This window comes from Shewanella sp. BC20 (assembly GCF_003129585.1).
Lineage (GTDB): Bacteria > Pseudomonadota > Gammaproteobacteria > Enterobacterales > Shewanellaceae > Shewanella > Shewanella seohaensis.
This window is the reverse complement of sequence record NZ_NHRI01000004.1, coordinates 129,329-150,114: the sequence shown is the minus strand read 5'-3', so window position 1 is coordinate 150,114 and position 20,786 is coordinate 129,329. Positions and strand designations below refer to the sequence as shown.

The 20,786-nt window shown below is 48.2% G+C and carries 15 protein-coding genes; 11 read left to right on the top strand and 4 right to left on the bottom strand.

The window, feature by feature from the left end; translation table 11 throughout:
* The first annotated feature begins 9 nt into the window (after positions 1-9).
* The 9 genes from CBX96_RS06410 to CBX96_RS06370 are packed head-to-tail and all read left to right on the top strand — an operon-like array spanning position 10 to position 9,589.
* Complete coding sequence (locus CBX96_RS06410; RefSeq protein ID WP_086904268.1) at positions 10-303, top strand: STAS domain-containing protein; 294 nt, start codon at positions 10-12, stop codon at positions 301-303.
* Positions 304-2,001 carry a fused response regulator/phosphatase gene (locus tag CBX96_RS06405; RefSeq protein WP_109286110.1) on the top strand — a complete coding sequence of 566 codons (1,698 nt, stop codon included), beginning with the start codon at positions 304-306 and terminating at the stop codon, positions 1,999-2,001.
* Complete coding sequence (locus CBX96_RS06400) at positions 2,002-2,367, top strand: response regulator (RefSeq protein ID WP_086904266.1); 366 nt, start codon at positions 2,002-2,004, stop codon at positions 2,365-2,367.
* An 18-nt stretch (positions 2,368-2,385) separates the two neighbouring features.
* Complete coding sequence (locus CBX96_RS06395; protein ID WP_109286109.1) at positions 2,386-4,572, top strand: chemotaxis protein CheA; 2,187 nt, start codon at positions 2,386-2,388, stop codon at positions 4,570-4,572.
* Between the two features lie 14 nt (positions 4,573-4,586).
* Positions 4,587-5,099 (top strand): chemotaxis protein CheW, encoded by a 513-nt coding sequence (locus tag CBX96_RS06390; RefSeq protein WP_011622855.1) that lies wholly within the window; start codon positions 4,587-4,589, stop codon positions 5,097-5,099.
* Between the two features lie 5 nt (positions 5,100-5,104).
* A complete protein-coding gene (locus CBX96_RS06385) occupies positions 5,105-7,075 on the top strand; it encodes a methyl-accepting chemotaxis protein (protein ID WP_011626099.1) in 1,971 nt (656 codons plus the stop codon).
* The gene (locus tag CBX96_RS06380) at positions 7,076-7,906 is read left to right on the top strand and encodes a CheR family methyltransferase (RefSeq protein WP_086904263.1); all 831 of its coding nucleotides are present in this window, start codon (positions 7,076-7,078) and stop codon (positions 7,904-7,906) included.
* 3 nt (positions 7,907-7,909) lie between these two features.
* Positions 7,910-8,530: a chemoreceptor glutamine deamidase CheD gene (gene cheD, locus CBX96_RS06375; RefSeq protein WP_086904262.1), complete on the top strand. Its 621-nt coding sequence runs from the start codon at positions 7,910-7,912 to the stop codon at positions 8,528-8,530.
* A 3-nt stretch (positions 8,531-8,533) separates the two neighbouring features.
* Positions 8,534-9,589 carry a chemotaxis response regulator protein-glutamate methylesterase gene (locus CBX96_RS06370; protein WP_109286108.1) on the top strand — a complete coding sequence of 352 codons (1,056 nt, stop codon included), beginning with the start codon at positions 8,534-8,536 and terminating at the stop codon, positions 9,587-9,589.
* A 226-nt stretch (positions 9,590-9,815) separates the two neighbouring features.
* Here the strand turns inward: CBX96_RS06370 and CBX96_RS06365 are convergent, their stop codons facing one another.
* Positions 9,816-11,447 carry a diguanylate cyclase gene (locus CBX96_RS06365; RefSeq protein WP_086904260.1) on the bottom strand — a complete coding sequence of 544 codons (1,632 nt, stop codon included), beginning with the start codon at positions 11,445-11,447 and terminating at the stop codon, positions 9,816-9,818.
* 312 nt (positions 11,448-11,759) lie between these two features.
* On the opposite strand from CBX96_RS06365, the gene CBX96_RS06360 reads away from it, so the two are divergent.
* Both CBX96_RS06360 and CBX96_RS06355 read left to right on the top strand, forming a co-directional pair.
* Positions 11,760-12,839, top strand: a complete 1,080-nt coding sequence (locus CBX96_RS06360; RefSeq protein WP_109286107.1) for a nuclease-related domain-containing protein — start codon at positions 11,760-11,762, stop codon at positions 12,837-12,839.
* Positions 12,840-12,937: 98 nt separating this feature from the next.
* The gene (locus CBX96_RS06355; RefSeq protein WP_109286106.1) at positions 12,938-13,387 is read left to right on the top strand and encodes an SRPBCC family protein; all 450 of its coding nucleotides are present in this window, start codon (positions 12,938-12,940) and stop codon (positions 13,385-13,387) included.
* A 157-nt stretch (positions 13,388-13,544) separates the two neighbouring features.
* Here the strand turns inward: CBX96_RS06355 and CBX96_RS06350 are convergent, their stop codons facing one another.
* The 3 genes from CBX96_RS06350 to CBX96_RS06340 all read right to left on the bottom strand — a co-directional run bounded on the left by CBX96_RS06350 (position 13,545) and on the right by CBX96_RS06340 (position 20,157).
* A complete protein-coding gene (locus CBX96_RS06350) occupies positions 13,545-15,137 on the bottom strand; it encodes an ABC-F family ATPase (RefSeq protein WP_011622847.1) in 1,593 nt (530 codons plus the stop codon).
* 229 nt (positions 15,138-15,366) lie between these two features.
* Positions 15,367-17,307, bottom strand: coding sequence for a phytase (locus tag CBX96_RS06345; protein WP_109286105.1), 1,941 nt, complete (start codon positions 17,305-17,307; stop codon positions 15,367-15,369).
* 24 nt (positions 17,308-17,331) lie between these two features.
* Complete coding sequence (locus CBX96_RS06340) at positions 17,332-20,157, bottom strand: TonB-dependent receptor (protein WP_109286104.1); 2,826 nt, start codon at positions 20,155-20,157, stop codon at positions 17,332-17,334.
* Positions 20,158-20,786 lie beyond the last annotated feature (629 nt).

Sequence of the window (20,786 nt, the reverse complement as noted above, 5' to 3'; positions counted from 1 at the left end):
AAGATTGTGATGGCTAATATTTTTTATATCTCTTTGCCAGAACGTTTTGATTTTTATCATCATAAAAAATTCACTAGCGATTATCAAAAGGCCTTTCTTGAAGAGGACATTAAGCACTTAGTGCTGGATTTTAGCCGCGTGCTTTACATTGATAGCTCGGCACTGGGGATGATGGTACTGCTGCATCGTAAGGCGCTTGAGCGTCAGATCAGCACGGCGATTCGGGGACTGCATGGGCAAGCGGAAGAAATTATAACGATTGCCAATATGGGACGTTTGTATCTTGTTGAACGGGATGTGTAAGTGCCTAAAAGCCAACGTTATATTCTGGTCATTGATGATGACTTAGTCACAAACCAAATTATTACGGCGTTTATTCATAGTAAAGGTTGGGGGGTGATTACTTGCTGCAATCTGGAAGAAGCAAACGAAGAAATTAATCAGCAAAATATCGAACTTATTTTATTAGACTATTATTTGCCCGATGGTACCGCCCTGACTTTATTAGAAAGACTGCGATACCGAGAATCGCCCGTGCCTGTAATCGTTATCAGCGCGGATAACGAATATCAAAAAATAATATCCTGCTTTCGTTTAGGGGCCTTAGATTTTATTATTAAACCGATTAACCTAGAACTGTTCTGGCATAAAGTTGAAGGGTTATTAGCACATTTTTCCTTAGAGAAACAAGTTAAGCAACAACGCTCAATATTAGAAAAAATGCTGTATCAAAAGGCCCGCGAAGAACAAATGGCAAGGCATTTATTTGAGCATCTTGTCAATATTCGCAATGTCAGTTTTGATTTCGTTAAATCTTTTACTCAAGCAAGTGCTAATTTTAGCGGCGATATTATTCTTAATACCGTTGGTCCCAACGGAAACTTCTTCTTAATTATTGCAGATTCTACCGGCCATGGATTAAGTGCGGCTATGCCGATTTTGCGGGTGGCCAATACCTTCAGGGCCATGGTGGCGAAAGGCTTTAATCTCGTCAGTTTGATTTATGAACTTAATGCCAACGTGTATGAAGACAGTCCCGGCGATCGTTTTGTGGCAGCCGTCGTTTTAGAGATAGATTTCTTTAAAAATCAAATCAATCTATGGAATGGCGGCATGCCGGACGCATTGCTTTATCAAGATGAATTTGACAGCGATTCGGCTTATGCCGAGCATGAGCATATACAGAAATACCGCTCTAAAAATATGGCTCTAGGCATTTTGTCGCCCAGTGCGTTTATCGCGAATATTGCCTCGTTTCCCATTCCGCGGACGGGGCGGATCTGTTTACTCAGTGACGGATTAATTGAGCAACAGAGTAAAGGCGGCACATTTTTTGGCATGGACAGCGTGATTTCGTTGCTGAGTTTTTATGGTCGCGATTTAACTGAATACCTAAGAACAAAGCTCAAAACCATTTTTGAACACGAGATCACCGATGATATTGCGGTGTGTGTACTCGATTTCGAGTTATTACATAACTGGTATCGAGAACGAGAACATAAATCGAGTCAAATTTGTATGAAAGGCGAGTTTACTTGGGCCATTAAAATGATGGGCGCCATGTTATTAAATGCCGACTATTTAAATTCACTGAATCAGTTTTTGAATATTTTTGGGTTTTCTACTACGTTTAGTCAGAGGGTATTTACTGTTGTTTCTGAGTTAGTTACTAACGCAGTTGACCATGGTGTACTCAAGTTAGACTCTCGTCTTAAAAATGATCCTGAACGTTTTGAGTTATACCACAGCATACGTGAAAGCAGCATCGACAAGCTTAAGGCTGAAGATTGGGTCAAGGTTGAGCTGGAATGGCATGCACAACTCAGTGAACTCAGGATCACTGTATCTGACAGTGGTGATGGGTATGTGCCGAAGCAGCAGGAGGAAATCGCAGATTGGTTTCAAATTTCGGGTCGTGGTCTTTTATTGGTTAAATCCCTCTCTAAGAGCTATGAGTTAGTGGCTCCAGGAAATAAAACTAAAGTCATAATGGAATGGTAAATGAGCAAAAAAATATTAATTGTTGATGACTCGGCCGCGATCAGACAGATGGTTGAGGCGACGTTAAAGTCGGCAAATTATCAAGTCGTGCTCGCAAAAGATGGTCGTGAAGCCCTAGATTTATGTGGCGGACAACGATTCGATTTTATTTTGACGGATCAAAATATGCCCCGTATGGACGGTTTGACGCTGATTAAATCCCTCAGAGCCATGTCGGCGTTTATGCGTACGCCCATCGTCATGCTGACCACCGAAGCCGGTGAAGACATGAAGGCGCAAGGTCGAGCCGCAGGCGCTACGGGATGGATGGTCAAGCCCTTTGACCCGCAGAAGCTATTAGCTATCACAGCCAAAGTGCTGGGCTAACCTAGGTCGGGGTGTGCTATGTCCATTAATATGGCAGAGTTCCATCAGGTTTTTTTTGAAGAAAGCCACGAACATCTTGAAAATATGGAGCAATTGCTCCTTGCATTAGATTTAGACGCCCCCGATCCCGAAGAATTAAATACCATTTTCCGTGCTGCCCATTCGATTAAAGGGGGCAGTGGCATCTTTGGTTTTACTGCGCTCACCAGCGTGACCCACGTAATGGAAAATTTGCTCGATAAAACCCGAAAGGGCACGTTTGAGCTTTCCTCTTCTGTCATTGATCTTTTGCTTCGTACCGTCGATACCCTTTCACATATTTTAAACCTCTATCGGGAAGAGGAACCCATAGATTGGCAGCAGGTGGAATTTGCCAAAAACCAGCTGGTGGCGGCCTTAAATGGTGAACCCTTTTCCACTCAAACAGCTAATGTGGTAAGTGCTGCTAATGCCAATCATCAGAGCGAAGATAAACCCTTACCAGCAGCGGTTACGGCAAGTGTAGCGACTCAATCCGTAGACGATAGCTTCGGTTTTTTTGAGGATGAAGTGGAGCTAGGGTTAGTCGATGAAACGGAACATTTCGGCTTTTTTGAGGAGGCCTATACCGCAAAGGAAATCCGCGCCGAGGATATTCATGCATCTACTGCAACTGAGCAGAGTTCGAGACCGCAGGAACTGACGGCTGCTGATCTGGCTGCCAATCACGTTGCTGCTGTTAGCGACGATGCGCTAGATGATGAATTAGGCTACGGCTTTTTTGAATCATTAACGCCCGAAACATTCGCCACTGAAATTGATGCCTTAACGTCAGCATCGGTAAAAGAGAAGTCCATCACCAATCAGGCGTCTGCGCCACGAGCAGAAGCGGACACTGCAAAGTCGCAGTCGACTCGAACCAAAAAGCCCGCACAAGAAGTCAGTAAACAGCCCGCTAAATCGGCAGCTAAAGCCGAGGCAATGCCGCAATCTTCTACTTCAACCATAGGCTCGGCATCTAGCAGCAGTAGTCAACCCGCAGCGAAAAAGGCCAGTGCCGCCAGCCAAGATGCCACGTTGAGGGTAGAAACCTCCAAGATAGATACTCTAGTTAATCTTGCGGGTGAATTGGTGATCACCCAATCCATGCTTACCCTTATCGGTAATGAGCTGGGCGGCGAATTAGGTGAGCGGCTAAAAACCGCGCTCAATGAGCTAGAACGCAATACCAGGGAGATGCAGGAAGCTGTCATGTCGGTGCGCATGTTACCCGTGTCGTTCGTGTTTAACCGTTTTCATCGACTGGTGCGGGATTTATCGGATCAGCTTGGCAAAAATGTCAGTCTGGTGATAGAGGGTGGCAACACTGAAATTGATAAGGGGATGATTGAAAAGTTAGTCGATCCGCTCACCCACCTCGTTCGTAACAGTCTTGACCATGGTATTGAAAAACCAGAAAAAAGACTTGCAGCAGGCAAAAGTGAAGCCGGTGTTTTGTCCCTTAAAGCCAGTCAGCGCGGCGGCAGTATAGTGATCGCCGTGCACGATGATGGCGGCGGTTTAAACCGCGAGCGCATTTTACAAAAGGCTCGGGAAAATGGCATGGCACTGCCCGAGAACATGACGGACAAACAAGTGTGGCAATTGATCTTTGCCGCAGGGTTCTCTACGGCGGCTGAGGTTACCGATGTCTCGGGGCGCGGCGTGGGTATGGATGTGGTACGCAAGAATATTGAGGCCTTAGGTGGTCGGATTGATATTGATTCCGTTGCGGGTCAGGGCGCGACCTTCGAAATCCAACTTCCCCTTACCTTAGCCATTGTCGATGGCATGAGTGTCAGCGTAGGCAATCAAATTTATATCTTACCTTTAGTACACATTATCGAATCGATACAACCGCAAACTGAGCAGCTTAAATTTTTGGCCAAAGAGCGGTTACTCAAGGTGCGGGAAGAATATTTACCCCTGCTAAACCTCTATCAATTAATGGAAATCGAACCCCAAGCTAAGACGCCTGAAGCCGGCATAGTGGTCTTGCTAGAAAGCAATAATAAACGCTTTGGTCTGTGTGTCGATGCTCTCGTCGGGCAGCAACAAGTGGTGATCAAGAGCCTTGAAAAGCACTATCGGCGGATCCCCGGTGTATCGGGAGCGACCATTATGGGCGATGGCAGCGTGGCCTTGATCCTCGATGTTGAATCACTTGCACTGCATATCAAAAATTAACTAAGGATGTCGCAATGGATAACCGCACGAACACGGTGAGTAAGCAGGAGTACAGCGTCCACGATGAGGTCGAGTTTTTAAGTTTTGTGCTGGGTGAAGAGCATTATGCGCTCGACATTATGTCGGTGAAGGAGATCCGTGGGTATGAACCCGTCACCAAAATCGCCAATGCGCCGAGTTTTATCAAAGGCGTACTGAATCTTAGGGGCGATATCGTACCGATTGTCGATTTAAGGATGAAGTTTGCCGTGGGCAGTGCGACCTACAACGAGTTCACCATCGTCATTATGTTGAATGTGTTTGACCGTATCGTCGGGATTGTCGTCGATGCGGTGTCGGATGTGATTAAACTCGCCGCCGAAGAAATTCTACCCGCCCCCGAATTTGGGGTGGCCTTCGATAGCCGTTACCTCAAGGGGTTGGCAACGGTAGAAGACAAGATGATCATTTTGGTAAATATACAGGCTCTGATCAGCAGTGATGAGCTGGGTCTAATTGATGCAAATAGTCTGTCTGATCAGGAGTAATCATAATGGGTATTTTCAATGTGTTTGGAAATGAAGAGGCGCGCCAGCAAAAGGAAGAAGAGCTGCAACGCTATTTCCAATTATTAGATAACAGCGGCAACAGCTTTATGATCGCCGACAGCAACCGCAATATTATCTACGCCAATAAAGCGGTATTGAATATGTTATCCGAGGCTGAGGCGGACATTCGCAAAGAGCTGCCGCAGTTCTCTGTAGCCAAGGTGGTGGGCAGTAATATCGATATTTTCCATAAAAATCCGGCCCATCAACGCAATATGCTCGAGCGTCTTACCCAATCCCATACGGCGCAAATCACCATTGGAAAGCGGACTTTTAAGTTGATCCTGACGCCCATTATCACCCGTGAAAATAAACACTTAGGTACGGGGGTTGAGTGGATTGATAGAACGGAGAGCATTGAGTCCGAGCGGGCGACGCAGCGCATTTTAGAGGCGCTGAATAATACCAGTACCAATGTGATGATCGCCGATGCCAACCGCACCATTATCTATATGAACCGCTCGGTGGAGTCGATGCTGCGCCAATCTGAGAGTGAGATCAGGCAAGCGCTGCCGCATTTCTCCGTCGATAAAATTCTTGGCAGCTCTATGGATATTTTCCATAAGAATCCAGCCCATCAAGCGAGTCTGTTAGATAAGCTCGATCGTAAATATGAATCGCAGATCAAAGTGGCCAGTTGTCACTTCCGCTTAACCGCCAGCCCGATTATTTCCAAAACGGGCGAGCGGTTAGGTTCAGTTGTCGAATGGCTCGACCGCACGGTCGAAGTGCAAATCGAGCAGGAAATCTCGCGCATCGTCAATGCGGCTGCGGCGGGAGATTTCTCCCAACGTGCTGAGACGCAAGGTAAGCAGGGCTTCTTCTTGATGCTGGCGAACAGCCTCAATGCCTTGATTGAGACCTCGGATCGCGGTCTACAGGATGTGGCGCGGGTGTTGATGGCGCTCGCCGAAGGCGATTTAACCACGCGTATCTATAACGATTACGAAGGCACCTTTAATGATTTGAAAAACTATTCAAATCAAACTGCTGAAAAGCTCTCTTACATGATAAGAGACATTCAAAAGGCTGCCGATACCATTAATACCGCCTCTTCCGAAATCGCTCAGGGCAATGCTGATTTGTCGAGCCGCACCGAGGAGCAAGCATCGAGTCTTGAACAAACCTCGGCGAGTATGGAAGAACTGACGGGCACAGTGAAGCTAAATGCCGACAACGCCAGCCAGGCCAATGCGCTTGCCTCTAAGGCCGCCGATGTTGCCGTCGATGGGGGCGAACTTATCCAGCAAGTGGTGCAAACCATGGCATCGATTAACGAATCGGCACGTAAGATTGCCGATATTATCGGTGTTATTGATGGCATAGCCTTCCAAACCAATATCTTAGCGCTAAATGCGGCGGTCGAGGCGGCCAGAGCCGGCGAGCAAGGTCGTGGATTTGCGGTGGTGGCCTCAGAGGTGAGAAGTTTGGCTCAACGTTCGGCCAACGCAGCTAAGGACATTAAAGCCTTGATCTCCGACTCTGTGACCAAAATCGAAAGCGGTAACAGCTTAGTCGGCAAATCCGGCGACACCATGAAAGAAATCGTCATCGCTATTAAGCGGGTGAACGACATCATGGCCGAAATTGCCTCAGCCTCGAATGAGCAAGCGATCGGTATCGATGAGATCAGTAAAGCCGTAGTGCAAATGGATGAAATGACGCAGCAAAACGCGGCCTTAGTGGAAGAAGCCGCCGCCGCAGCCGAAAGCATGCAATCACAGGCGCAGCAGTTAGCGGACAGTGTGGCCAACTTTACCGTGGACGAAGACACCACAGCTGCGCCAAAACCCGTGGCGAGCCATAAGAAGTTAGCGGTTAAACCGCCATCGACTGTGACTCGCATGCCCGTTAAACCTAAGGCGATGGCGCCAAAGGTCAATAAAGCCGACCAAGATGAATGGGAAGATTTTTGATTGAGCGAACATCAACCTCTAGGGAAAGAGTTTGTTTTTACGGCGGCGCACTTTAATACGGTGAAAACTCGGCTGTACCAATTTGCCGGCATTAAGTTAGCCGACAGTAAAGACGCCATGGTGTACAGCCGTTTAGTCCGGCGGATAAGGGCGCTCAAGTTAGCGGGATTTACTGCGTATTTTGAGTATTTGCAGGCACACGAGAGTGAACATCAGGAGTTTATTAATGCACTGACCACTAATCAGACGGCGTTCTTTCGCGAGCCCCATCATTTTGAGATCTTAAAACAATATTTACAGGCACATCCGCATACCAAAAGGATCTGGTGTGCGGCCAGTAGCACGGGGGAAGAGCCTTACTCCATTGCTATGGTGGTGGCCGAGCATTTTGGCCGCTTCAACACGCCCATCGAAATCATTGCTTCGGATATCGACAGCGGCGTACTGAAAAAGGCGCAGCTGGGTATTTATCCTATCGAGCGTATCGAGGCGGTAAGTGCCGAGCGCAAGAAGGCGTTTTTTCAGCGGGGGCGCGGAGCACAACAAGGCAATGTGCGCGTGGTGCCAGAGCTCAAACAGATGCTGCAGTTTACTCGGCTCAACTTAGTCGATGAGTTTTGGTCAATCAAGACGCCAATCGATGTGATTTTTTGTCGAAACGTGATGATTTATTTCGATAAAACTACGCAGGAAAGCATTCTTAAACACATGATGCTTTCCCTTGCCGATGATGGACTCTACATCGCAGGCCATTCGGAGAACTTTAATATGTTCCCCCAGATCATTAAGCCAGTAGGCCAGACAACCTACAAGGCGGTAAAGGGAGCTTGATGAGTGCCAAAGCCGAATATTGAATACCCCGTTATCGAGCCGAATCGCTATTATGACCATCATTTTGGCTGTGATGCGGTCAAAATTCTGCCGGGGGAGTTTTTTGCCACCCGCGACCAAACCATGATAGTTACAGTGCTAGGCTCATGTGTGTCCGTTTGCCTCTCCGATCCCGATTTAAAAATTGGTGGAATGAATCATTTTTTATTACCGAGTGATAATGGCAACAGTTCGGGGATCTTAACCGATTCAGCCCGTTATGGTGTGTACGCCATGGAGTTGCTGATCAACGAGTTGCTCAAACTCGGTGCGCGGCGCCGTGCCTTGGTCGCGAAAGTGTTCGGGGGCGGAAATATGCTCAATGGGATCACCGCCCATAATATCGGTGAGCGCAATGCGGAGTTTGTACTCGAATATTTGCAGATGGAACAAATCCCCATTTTGGCCGCAGATTTACTCGATTATTATCCTCGAAAAGTGTATTTTTTTCCGGCGACAGGTTTAGTAAAAGTTAGAAAAATCAGAACAATGCATAATAGCACCATTATGGACAGGGAAAGTGAGTATCGCCTAAGGATCAGGAATTTGCCGAGTGGCGGAGATGTGGAACTCTTTGGTGACTAAGACATGACGATAAAAGTACTTGTGGTTGATGATTCGGCATTGATCCGTAACTTATTGGGCAAGATGATCGAAGCCGATAGCGAACTTTCCCTAGTTGGCATGGCCGCCGATGCCTATATGGCCAAGGATATGGTGAATCAGCATCGCCCCGATGTGATCACTTTAGATATTGAAATGCCTAAAGTGGATGGCTTGACCTTTTTAGACCGCTTAATGAAGGCTAGACCCACGGCGGTGGTGATGATTTCATCGTTAACCGAAGAAGGCGCGGACGCTACATTTAACGCGCTCGCCCTCGGGGCGGTGGATTTTATCCCTAAGCCGAAATTAGATTCGCCCCAGGATTTTAATGAATACCAAGATGTAATTTTGGAGAAAATTAAATCGGCCGCCCACGCTAAACTGAAAACCCAACGAGCGGCACCTGCCGTCGTGGTGCAACCTAGCCATAAGCCCGCGCTGAGCAGCAGAGTAATCAACACGCAATTGGTGGCAATTGGCGCCTCCACTGGCGGTACCGAAGCCATTTTGTCGCTGTTACAGCAGTTTCCGGCGGTAATGCCACCGATTGTGATCACTCAACATATGCCACCGGGCTTTACTCGTACTTTTGCGGAGCGGCTAAATAAACTCACCCGTTTGAATGTCAAACAGGCCGAAGATGGCGAACGTTTGCTGCCCTGTTATGTGTATATTGCGCCGGGGGATCAGCACCTAGAAGTGATTAAGGTCGGCGGCAGTTTTAAGACCCGCTTGACCCAGGGCGACAAGGTGAGTGGTCATAGACCATCAGTCGATGTGCTATTTAACTCGGTTGCCGAGTGCGCGGGGGCCAATACCACTGCGGTGATCCTAACTGGCATGGGCAAAGATGGCGCCGATGGGATGGCGTTAATCGATGAACAGGGCGGTAAAACCTTTGCGCAGGGAGAGCAGAGCTGTGTGGTGTTCGGCATGCCAAGGGAAGCGATCAAACGCGGCGTTATCCATCATGTCGTCGAACTGCCGCAACTGGCGGATAAGATGCTCAATTATTTAGCCTCGCTTAAGCGAGACTAAAAGCACTGACAACGTATGTTGAGTGCAGGCTTAGCGCGTCGATGCACTTTGTTCCTATCAATCGCAAACAATGGCAAATCCAGCGCTACCTTGTCATTCCACACAACAATCTTATTTGTGCGCATTCGTGTAGTTACTCATGCAACGCAACGGTCACTCTTTAAAGCCCTAACATAACGAGATTATCGCCAGAACATATGATCAGAGCATATCGCGTGAGTCGGGCTTATTTTAAGGTGGTGATTAAACGGTTACGTCCCGTACGTTTTGCCTCATACAGATTTTTATCCGCCAGCAATAAACAGTCTTGAAACTCGCTGCATTCGGTCGAGAAGGCTAACCCTCCGCTTAAGGTGACTTTAAATTCGGCGCCTTCTTCGACAAACACAATATGGCTAAAGCTCTCGCGAATAGCATTAAGCTTGGCTATGGCTAAGGGCGCGGGTAGATCGGGCAAGACCAGCATAAATTCTTCGCCGCCGTAACGGCCCATAAAATCGACGGGGCGCAGGGATTGCTGCAACAGATGGGCAAAGGCCAACAGCACTTTGTCGCCGCCAGAATGCCCATAGGTATCATTCACTTGCTTAAAGTGATCTAAGTCCAGCATAGCAATGCACACCGAGGAGTTGATACGTTTGGCGAGGTTAAAACAGCGGCGGGCAGCAACGAGGATCTGGGTGTGATTAAGCAGTCCGGTTAAGCTATCGCGGCTGGCGGAGCTTCGAATATCATGGCCACGCTGGGCGCGGGAAATCACTTGCGTCACAAACAAACTTGGCGCGGTTTGTTTTGAGATTAAATCGTCGGAACCCGCCTGAATGATGCTGACTTTGTTTTGCATAGTGTCGTCGGAGCTGAGCACTAGGATAGGGCTTGAGCTGTATTTATCTAATTGGCGGATCATTTTCGCCAGCTCTAAACCATTCACATCGGGCATATACAAATCGAAAATAAACAGATCTGGCTCAAATTGTTCTAGGGTTGGCAGCACTTGCTCGGGTTTGGTCATGCCTTTCACCATCAGCCCATGACTGCGAAGCAGACTGGAAAAATAATCGACCATGGATTGCTGATCGTCCACCAGCAAAATTTTAAGCGGCTGTTTTTCTGACATTTTGAGCCACTGGTGGATCTTGCGTACCAGTAGGGTGGTTTCGGCGGGTTTAACAAAATACTCGCTGACATTGGCACGGATCGCCAGTAATCGCATCTCAAAATCACCGCGGGAAGAGAGAACAAATACACGGGTATTGTGCTTCTCAAACTCGGTCGCCGCGGTAAATAAGGCTTCTTCGGTATAATCGGGCAAGATGAGATCTAATAAAATCAAATCGAAGGGCGAGGTATTTTGAATTTCGAGGAAGTCGGTGAAATTTAAAAAGTGCTGCACATTAAAACCAAATTCATGCAGCTGCTTCGTTATCATCGCCCCGACATTATTGTCATCCTCAATAATTGCTATTCGATACTCGTGCCGTGCTTTAGTCGGTTTATAGGGACTGTGCTGCATTTGCGCTTCGACCACGGGGGCTGCTGGCTCACCACGGAGGTTATTTTGCAGCAGCTGGTGGAAGAGGGTATCTAAGCTTTTGATCACATTCAGCGCTGGTGCGGGCGAATCGAGTAAATTTTTTAACAGCAGTTCAAGCTTATCGACAATCTCTTTGGTGTCGGTCAAGCCAAAAGTTTCGCAGGAGCCTTTTAAGTTATGGACTTCACGGTAGACCGCCGACAGCATATGGCTCTGCCAGTTTTTCCGTAGCGAGATCCACAGGGTGATAATTTGTTTCTTCTTATCGGGTAGTGCATGTAAGTACTGACGTTTTAGTTGTTCTAAGGATTCTTCAAGACTCATAGGCTATCACCACCATCAGAATTTATAGGATAAGCTGGTGCACTGCTGGCGCGTATGCAATACCTCATAAGTATTAGTCGGCACAATTAGTGGGATTTTCTGCTTATTCGATACCCTAAGAGTGTAAACCAAGGTTGGGAAAATGCGGTGCTTGAGCTGTGATTTCACTCGATATTTATGTTGCGAGAGACCGATATGATACATTTCAGTCAAATGTAGCACTGGCTAAATCTTGCAAGATAAAAACACATGCCTACAAGTGTTCTATAACGGCCATGGGCATTAACAAAACCGTACAGGAGTACAGACAGAGTGAAGGGACGCGTAAAAGATAAGTGGGCTTATCCCGTGGTTTTTCGAACGTTAATCTTGTGGATGAGCGCTCTGAGTATCGGCTTATCTTGCTCAACGGCATGGGCGTTGGTGAAACAAGACTCTGAGGCTATCTGTATTCTTATCCAAAGTGAGATGCAAGATTGGCATCCCACTACGCCGCGCTACCAAGAGCTTAAAGCAAGATTTGACGAGCATTGCCAGCAGCCCGTCGCCAACGGTGTTAAATCCACGCTAAGGCCGCCTGCAACACCCACTACGGTTCGCCACGACGCGCCTAAACAGAAACCCAATAGAATACCTGCCGTGGTAACAGCGAAACCTACGTCTGCGCCAAGCACAATGTCTCCCATCTCTTCAATGTTCGAGTCGCTGTCGATTATTTTGGTCATTCCAATTCTTTTGCTGCTGTTTGCGATAGCGACCTTGTTATTTCGTCCGTCACTTAGGCAATACAGAGCTGAAAGATTAGGTCAACAGGGGGAAAAGCGAGTCGCTAAGTTACTGAAACAGGGACTCAAAGATGAGGACTTCCGACTTTACCGCAATTTAATTTTACCTATGGATGAGATAACTGAAGGTACGCCTGCTTTGACAGAGGTGGATTTAGTTTTACTGACCCATTTCGGCGTGTTCGTCCTTGAAGTTAAAAATTACTCCGGCTGGATATTTGGCGGCGAGAAGCAAGCCCAGTGGACGCAAAAAATCTTTACCAAACAAACCCGCTTTAAAAATCCTCTCCATCAGAACTATAAACATTGTTTGGCGGTTGCCCATTGCTTAGGGTTAGTCGAAGGGCTCCATTCGGTCGTAGTGTTTAGCGATGAGGCTAGCTTTAAAACGCCGTTGCCTAAAAATGTGGTGAATGAGTCGGGACTTTTGAGTTTAATCGCTCAATATAAAGGGCAAATAACGGAAACCTCTAACAGCACAAATCTGGCATTCACTCTCGCCGCAGAACGGCTGGATATCGCTCAGCAGCAGTCGGACTCTGATGCTAAATCCTTGCACTTAATGCAGTTTAAGCATCGCCGCGTTGAGCCAACCATTTCAAGCTGAGGGGACAGTTAATATTCTCGCGCAGGTGATAACGAATGGGATTCTTGCGCTATCTTTAAGAACATCATTGGCCTATAAGCAACTGGAAGGATAAGGATATGCCCAATAACACAGGTACAGTGAGGTTACATCGGGTGCTACGCGCGCCCGCGGCGTTAGTCTACAAGGCGTTTACCGATAAAGCGGCCCTAGAGCGTTGGTTACCACCTTACGGCTTTGTGGGAACGATTCATGAGTTTGAATTAGCTGTTGGGTCAGGGTATTCCATGAGCTTTACCCAATTTGCGACCGGACACAGTCACTCCTTTAAGGTGGTCTATACCGAGCTTATCCCCAACACACTTATCCGTCATACCGACCAGTTTGATGATGAACATTTGCCTGGGGTGATGCAGGTGACTATCAAGTTAACCGAGGTGTCCTGTGGTACTAATTTGCAGATCACTCAGGAGGGCATTCCAGCCGTGATACCAGAGGAGATGTGTTACTTAGGTTGGCAGGAATCATTAACGCAACTTGCGGCTTTGGTGGAAGCGAAGACGGAGTAAGGCCGTCAGTCACTGGGTGCTATAAAGGGTGATATGCGAGTGGGATATAAAAAGACGCTTATCTCGAGTAGAGTGAAGCGTCTTTTCTTTGAGGTCTTTTGAAGTCCTTTAGCAAAAGGGCGTTTATCAAAAGCGCTTTTACAAAAGCCGATGGCGATTAAGCACTGGCAAGGTTTGCCAGATACTCATCAAAGGTCCCTTGGAAGTTCACCAATTTTCTATCCCGAATATCGATAATGCGGGTCGCTAACGAGGACACAAATTCGCGGTCGTGGCTGACGAAAATCAATGTGCCTTCAAAATCTTTGAGGGCATTATTTAAGGATTCAATCGCTTCCATATCCATATGGTTAGTCGGTTCGTCCATAATGATGACGTTGATATCTTGCATCATTAACTTGCCGAAAATTAAACGGTTTTTTTCGCCGCCTGAGCAGTTTTTCGCTTTTTTGTTGGCATCGTCTTCGGTAAACAGCAAACGACCTAACATGGCTCGTACCATCAAATCGTTGTGTTTTGGCTGACGCCATTGGTCCATCCATTCAATAATAGTCAAATCATTATCGAAGTCGCTGGTGCTGTCCTGTGGGCAGTAACCAATGGAAGCGTTTTCGGACCACTTAATCACGCCTTGATTATGGATTAACTCATTGACTAAACAGCGTAATAAAGTTGTTTTACCTACGCCGTTCTCGCCGATAATCGCAAGCTTTGCACCGGCTTCGAGAATTAAATCGCCGCCTTCGAATAACAATTCGCCGTCAAAACCGTGGGCGAGGTTCTCAAGCACCAATGCCTGACGGTGCATCTTTTTGCCCGGCGCGAAGCGAATCGATGGCGCGATACGGCTGGAGGATTTGACCTCATCCAGCTTAATTTTGTCCATGCGCTTGGCGCGTGAGCTGGCCAGTTTTGCCTTAGAAGCGTTAGCCCCGAAGCGGTTAACGAAGTCCTGTAATTCTTCAATCTCGGCGCTCTTCTTGGCGTTGCTCGACAGCAGTTGTTCGCGCTGCAGAGCCGATTGTTCAAGGAAGTATTCGTAGTTGCCGGGATAAATCCGCAGTTCACCGTAATCGATATCCGCCATATGGGTACAGACAGCATTCAAGAAGTGTCTGTCGTGGGAAATGATGATCATGGTGCATTTGCGCTTATTCAGCTCAGTTTCGAGCCAACTGATGGTGTGAATATCCAAGTTGTTGGTGGGCTCGTCGAGCAGCAGAATATCGGGGTTCGCAAACAGGGCTTGGGCTAATAGTACGCGCAGTTTCCAACCGGGTGCGACTTGTGACATAGGGCCATAGTGGAAGGATTCTTCAATCCCGGCTTCAATCAGAATTTCGCCCGCGCGGCTCTCGGCGCTGTAGCCGTCCATTTCGGCGAATTCACTCTCGAGATCGCCCACACGCATGCCGTCTTCTTCGGTCATATCGGGTTTGGCATAAATCGCGTCACGCTCTTGCTTGATTTTCCACAGCTGGGTATCGCCCATGATCACCGCATCGATAACTGTGTATTGCTCGAAGGCGAATTGATCTTGGCTTAGGGTGCCGACCTTTAACCCCGGCGTGATAGACACGTTGCCTGAGGTTGGGGCAAGAGCGCCACTTAAGATCTTCATAAACGTCGATTTGCCGCAGCCGTTTGCGCCAATCAAACCATAACGGTTGCCGTTGCCAAATTTTGCCGAGATATTTTCAAATAATGGCTCTGGGCCGAATTGCATGGTGATATTTGCGGTAGAGATCAAGGGTATATCCTAGGAAAAAGTCGTTAATAACGGCTTAAAAAGCTGACAACCGCAAAGGATTGCAATATCGAGCTAGTTATTGGCCACATATTTGGGCGCGGAGTATAGCGATTTCAGGCTCAAGATGCGAGTTTCAAGCTAAAAGGTTGAAGGCAAAAACAAACCGAGCCACTCGGACTCGGTTATCATTCGTCTAACCAGAAGATGCCGATTTCAGTTGGCGAAATACTCAGTTAAGCGATAACTCCTCGACAATACTGCGCCAAGGAAGCCATTTAAAAGATTGATTATTATTGGGTAAATGATTGTGTCCATCCTGTACCACTAGCATTCCCTGTTGCCAAGCTCCCGTGCCGACGCTTAAGTGAGTCACGGCCAAGCCATCGGTCTCGCTACTCGCATCGATACTGGTTTCGCGGCCATTTTCCATGCCGTTAAGGTTGACTCCAATACGGAATTTGCCTAATTGGGCGTAGGGCGGCTGCGCCTGATACAGCAAGTAGCTGTTATCGCCTTGGCTGGACACCACCAGCAGATCCTGCTTTTTACCCTGTATAGTCGCCCCTTGATAGAGTGAAATCCCTTCGACATCGGGAACTAAATCGCCCTCGGCTTTAATGATAAGTTCGCCTTGAGTGCCGCCATTGGCCTTGGCATTAAAGCGCCAAATGCCTTGGTCTTCTTCACCGATAAACAGCGCGTGCTGAGCTTCATCGACCACACAGCCTTCGACTTGGCTTGGGGTATGGATATCACGCACTAGCTTGATGCTTGGGCCATTTACCTGCCAATCGACGCGGTATTGGGCGATGCGACCGGACTTTTCATTGGCGAACACATACAGGGTATCGGCATCTTGGTAAAGGCACATGCCATAAATATCCACCATATTGGTGGCTTGATTGGGATACTCGCTTAACTTGCCCTGAGCATCGATTTCATAGAAGGCGAGGCTGTCGTTATCCCTTAAGGTGGCCACGGCGATATCGCGATTTTTACCGCCCAGCAACACTTGCTGGCGCAGATCGACGTTATTGATGCGCCCCGACGGCAGGGCTTGAACCTGCTCGCCACGCATATTAAAGCTCAATAGCCCCCAACGTTTGTTGGTGCCAAGCACTAGGCTTTTTTCCGGTTCACTTGGATGCACCCAAATCGCTGGATCGTCCATGGTATCACCGGGTCTATCGGATGGGGCGCTTTCAACCCAAGCAGGGATTTCGATGATGTTATCGCTGGGCTTGCTACTCGCTTTAGTCAGGGCTGCAGGCAAGACTGCTTGGGTAAATAAATACTGATCGGTTTTATCATCATAGAGGGCAAACTGGATTTCCCTGTTGGTGCCAGTTCCGTTTAGATAACCACTGAACCCTTGTACCTTCCCTAAGTTGTAGTTTGCAATCGGCTGTTGCTCTAAGGTCAGGGTACCTTTTTTATCGCTTAACAATAACTTGCCATCGATGACTTGCATGCCCGCGATATCATTATTGAGGGCGGCGAGAACCAACTTCGCGCTATTGTCGGCAAAGGGGCTTGCATCAAATTGCCAAACACCGGCTTCGGGCTCACTCACCAACAGTTTGTCGCCATCGATGGCGCAGCTAGTGCTGTTGACGGGGATTGCCTGACTGCGCAGCTTTTTGGGCATAAAGTGCCCGGCATCACCTAACAGCCATTGCTCGCTATAACCGTCTTCGCCGCCAAACCACGCATAGATATTGCCGTCCTGCGACCTTGGCTGAATGCAGATCCAATTGATTTCAAACGATGCCATCTGCAGCAGTGGCAATACGTTGGTCGCGACTTTGCCTTCTATCTGTTTGATCATGATAGGGCGGATGCGATCGGCGCGGCGATCGAGCGTTAAGGCATAGGGATCGCTAAAGGCTAACAGTTCAAACTCGCCTTTGACTAAGGTTTTGGCGGCGGGTAGCGACGTTTTATCCGCGCTTGGCATGCTTTGCAGCATCAAACCAGTTTTTTCGCTGACCCAAAGCCAATCGACGGCAGGGATTATTGCATTGTTATCGTTGGTAAACAACAAGGCTTGGGCCTGGCTGCCCTTGTGGGCCGGGGCTGTGATCGGTTGAGCTAAGGCACTCAAGGGCGCACTGATAAGGCCTGCTAAGCTAATGGCTATGGCACTAATTTTAGTAAATGTTGTTGTCATATCTTTGTTCTTTTTAATAGGTGATTAATAGTTGGTGTACTGCACGCCTAACTGGAAAGTGCGGCCATAGGCTTCGTATTGGGCGTTGTAGCTGCTGTCACCCGTGTAGCTGTAGTAGGGCTCGTCGGTCAGATTCACCCCTTTGAAATACAAGGTTAAATTGCTGGTTAGATGGGCCTTAGCGACAAAATCCCACTGCAAGTGATTGTCTTGATAGAGATCGTAGCGCTCATCACTGAGCTCAGTGACTTCCTGTAAATATTCGGATTTATAGGCCGCCGATAACCAGACACTGGCGTAGCTATTTTCATACCCAAGGGACAAGTTTGCTGTGAGATCCGATTGGCTTGGCATCGGAATATCACGGCTCAGTAATTGGCCATCCTCCAGCCAACTGATCTTGGCGCTGGAATCCGTGTAGGTGAGGTTAGAGTTGAGCACCAGCGCATTAAAGGGCTCGGGTAAAAAGTTAAACTCTTGCACATAGCTCAGTTCCACGCCGTAGATGTCGGCACTGTCGCCATTAACAAAGGTGACGGCGCTATGGGCGTCGATATAATCGCCACGGCCAGCTAAATCTGCCTGATAGATAAAGTTGTCGATATCTTTATAAAACAGCCCCGCCGAAATTAAGCCGATATTGCCAAAATAGTGCTCGAGGCTTAAGTCAAAGTTCATCGATTCGAGCGACTTAAGTTGTGGATTGCCAAAGGTTAAATCGATATCGCCATCATCCTCTTCGAGCAAATATCCCGGCGCTAATTGGCCGAATGTTGGGCGGACTAAGGTGTTGGTCCAGGCGGCGCGCAGCACGGTATTGTCGCTATAGCGGTAAGTAAGGTGCAGTGCGGGCAGCCAATGATCCTCATCGCGGGAGTGGTTGATATCGATAAACTCGCCCTTGGCGCCATCGTAGCCGTAGCCGCTGGAATCCCATTGATTTTGCTCGAAACGCAGCCCCGTTAAGATACGTAGTTTATCGATATCGATGTGGCCCATTAGGTAGGCGGCGTTGATATCTTCGCTGATATCAAAATCGTTAATGGTGGACTCGATATCATCGCGATTGCTGTCGGCATCTAGGCTGTCGATAAGCTGCCACAGCGGCGCAGCATTGATCCCGCTGCCAAAGCGGCCGAGGTCATAGTCAAGCTCATTGCCCGCATATTGACTCAATAGCAAATCTTCATCGCTCACGCCTTGATCGCCTAAGTCGCTGTAGATCCAAATATCTTCGCGATTGGATTTATCGCGGCGGCTTAGCTTGACCCCAGTTTTTAGCTCGACACTGTAATCCGCAATAGTTAACTGGCGGGTAAGATCCAGTTGGCCACTGTTGATGGTGTCTTCGGCCTTGGAGGCGGCGATTTCTATCTCATCTAACTCAAAGTTCGCGTTTTGAAAGTAATCTTCGGGGGCGATAATCTGTGGCTGTTTGGTATTGTTAAAACCCGTGTTATCAATCTTGGCGACAAAGTCGGCGCCGGCAATATCCCGCGGTTTGTCGGCGCTGGCGGTGCTGTGGCTTGCTTGATAGTCAAAGGTCCAGCGTTCGAAGCGGGTTTGACCGCCCAGCACAAAGGAGGTGATGTTTTGATTCTCGGTGCGTGATTTTAGTGAGCGGGTGGTTTTGCCTTGGCTGAGGACATTTTCTTGCTGCGGCGATTTCCACTTGGTTTTAGCGCTGTTACGGGTTTCGGTATCATCAAACTCACTGTAAAGGGTGCGTAGATACAGATCGGTATCATCGCTCGGGCGATAATCGAAGTTCACCCCTATGCCTAAACGCTCACGATTGATTTCATAATCCCGCGCATCGATGGATTCGAGCGCCGCATCCTCAAAGCCGTTATCCCCGGCAAATTCCCATTTACCACCGGTTTCGACGTTATCTGAGCCAAAGTCACGGTTATACCAGCTGGCACCTATGGCTACCCCTAGCTTGTCGGCAAAGATATCGCTGTAGCTGGCGGCGAGTTTGGGATTGGTATTGTCGGTTAAGGTATCTTGGCTCGCCTCGGCGTTGAGGTTGAGATAAGTATCATCGCGATCGAAGGCCGACAGACTTTTAACCTCAATCGCGCCGCCCAGTGCATCGGCATCCATATCCGGTGTTAAGGTTTTACTCACTTCTACCGATTGCAATAGATCCGATGGCACTACATCGAGGGCAACCGCACGGCGATCGCTTTCGGGTGAGGGTAAGCGCGTGCCGTTCATCGACACTGAGTTATAGTCAGGCGCCATACCGCGCACGCGCACAAAGCGACCTTCGCCCTGGTCCCGCTCGATAGACAGCCCTGGCACCCGCTGCAGCGATTCACTGATATTGCTGTCGGGGAAATTCCCCAGCACATCGGCGCTGACTACGCTCAGCACGTTATCGGCGCCGCGTTGGCGGTTCATGGATTTACTTAATGCGCCTTGTTGGCCGACCACGCGGATATGCTCGACATCTTGGCTATTTAAGTTGATGTCTTGCAGTGTGGTTTGTTTATCGCGAATGCTGATCCTATGCTCGGTTGGCATCGCCCCTAGGTAGTTGACCACTAAGGTGTAATCGCCATCCTGCACACCGACAAAAAAGAAACGGCCATCACGGCCTGCCTGCTGGCTAAGGTTGAGCTCTTTTAAGGTGACGGTTGCACCTGCAAGGGGCTGTTGGCTGCTGTTATCGCGAATTTGCCCCTCAAGTTTGCCTATGGCGAGAGCATTGTGACTCAGGCCTGCGAGCACCAGGGCTAAGCTTAAGACTGAGAGACGCGACGTGAGACGTTTGTGCACCCTAGCGACAGGATGCGATTGTTGTGGCAGGAGAGAACCTAATTGTCGAGCGATTGGAGATTGCATCTTGAGTTCCGTTTCAGTTGTTTCAGTTGAGTGTTATTGCAAGCCTTGTGGGAAGGCCTCTTCGTCATGGCGGCCAAGTTAGGGGAGCAAAATGTCAGATTTGTGACGGCATCGTTGAGCAGTACGGTTTGGCCCGCTTTTACCCACTGAAATGGCGATTTTGAGCTAAGGCTGAGCCAAAATGACGCTTACAGAATCTGCGCCGTATAAGAAGAGGGTTGCTGTTATGAGGCGCTCGCATGATTGGATTATTCATCCCGTAAAAAGTGAAAATAACCCAGTTTTAGAATGGGTTAGAAAGTGTTTATTTAGATTTTGGCTCGTTATTTTAGGTTGGGACGCGATGCTTTTTGAGCTGCGAATACGGCGTAGATTGAGTTCACAGGGACTCAAATTAAGCGAAGATGGCACTTTTCTCGACTCAGCAGAAAACTGCCTGAGCTAATTTGCCGCAGTCGCAGTGCGTATTGTGAGCTGGGAAGGTTATTTTTAGCTTTAAATTTAATTGCTTAGATTTGAATCATGTATTTTCTATCGTAAAGTCGCGACAAGTGACGTCACCGAGTTGTCACAAAAGCCCGCTAACTTGCGTCCCCATAGTATCAAGGCTTAATTTTCCCTTTAGGGCT

Excerpts from the sequence above, each read along its gene's own strand:
- CBX96_RS06345 (WP_109286105.1), bottom strand. The coding sequence starts at position 17,307 with ATGACAACAACATTTACTAAAATTAGTGCCATAGCCATTAGCTTAGCA.
- CBX96_RS06410 (WP_086904268.1), top strand. The coding sequence starts at position 10 with ATGGCTAATATTTTTTATATCTCTTTGCCAGAACGTTTTGATTTTTAT.
- CBX96_RS06355 (WP_109286106.1), top strand. The coding sequence starts at position 12,938 with ATGCCCAATAACACAGGTACAGTGAGGTTACATCGGGTGCTACGCGCG.
- CBX96_RS06395 (WP_109286109.1), top strand. The coding sequence starts at position 2,386 with ATGTCCATTAATATGGCAGAGTTCCATCAGGTTTTTTTTGAAGAAAGC.
- CBX96_RS06370 (WP_109286108.1), top strand. The coding sequence starts at position 8,534 with ATGACGATAAAAGTACTTGTGGTTGATGATTCGGCATTGATCCGTAAC.
- CBX96_RS06365 (WP_086904260.1), bottom strand. The coding sequence starts at position 11,447 with ATGAGTCTTGAAGAATCCTTAGAACAACTAAAACGTCAGTACTTACAT.
- CBX96_RS06385 (WP_011626099.1), top strand. The coding sequence starts at position 5,105 with ATGGGTATTTTCAATGTGTTTGGAAATGAAGAGGCGCGCCAGCAAAAG.
- CBX96_RS06400 (WP_086904266.1), top strand. The coding sequence starts at position 2,002 with ATGAGCAAAAAAATATTAATTGTTGATGACTCGGCCGCGATCAGACAG.
- CBX96_RS06390 (WP_011622855.1), top strand. The coding sequence starts at position 4,587 with ATGGATAACCGCACGAACACGGTGAGTAAGCAGGAGTACAGCGTCCAC.
- CBX96_RS06340 (WP_109286104.1), bottom strand. The coding sequence starts at position 20,157 with ATGCAATCTCCAATCGCTCGACAATTAGGTTCTCTCCTGCCACAACAA.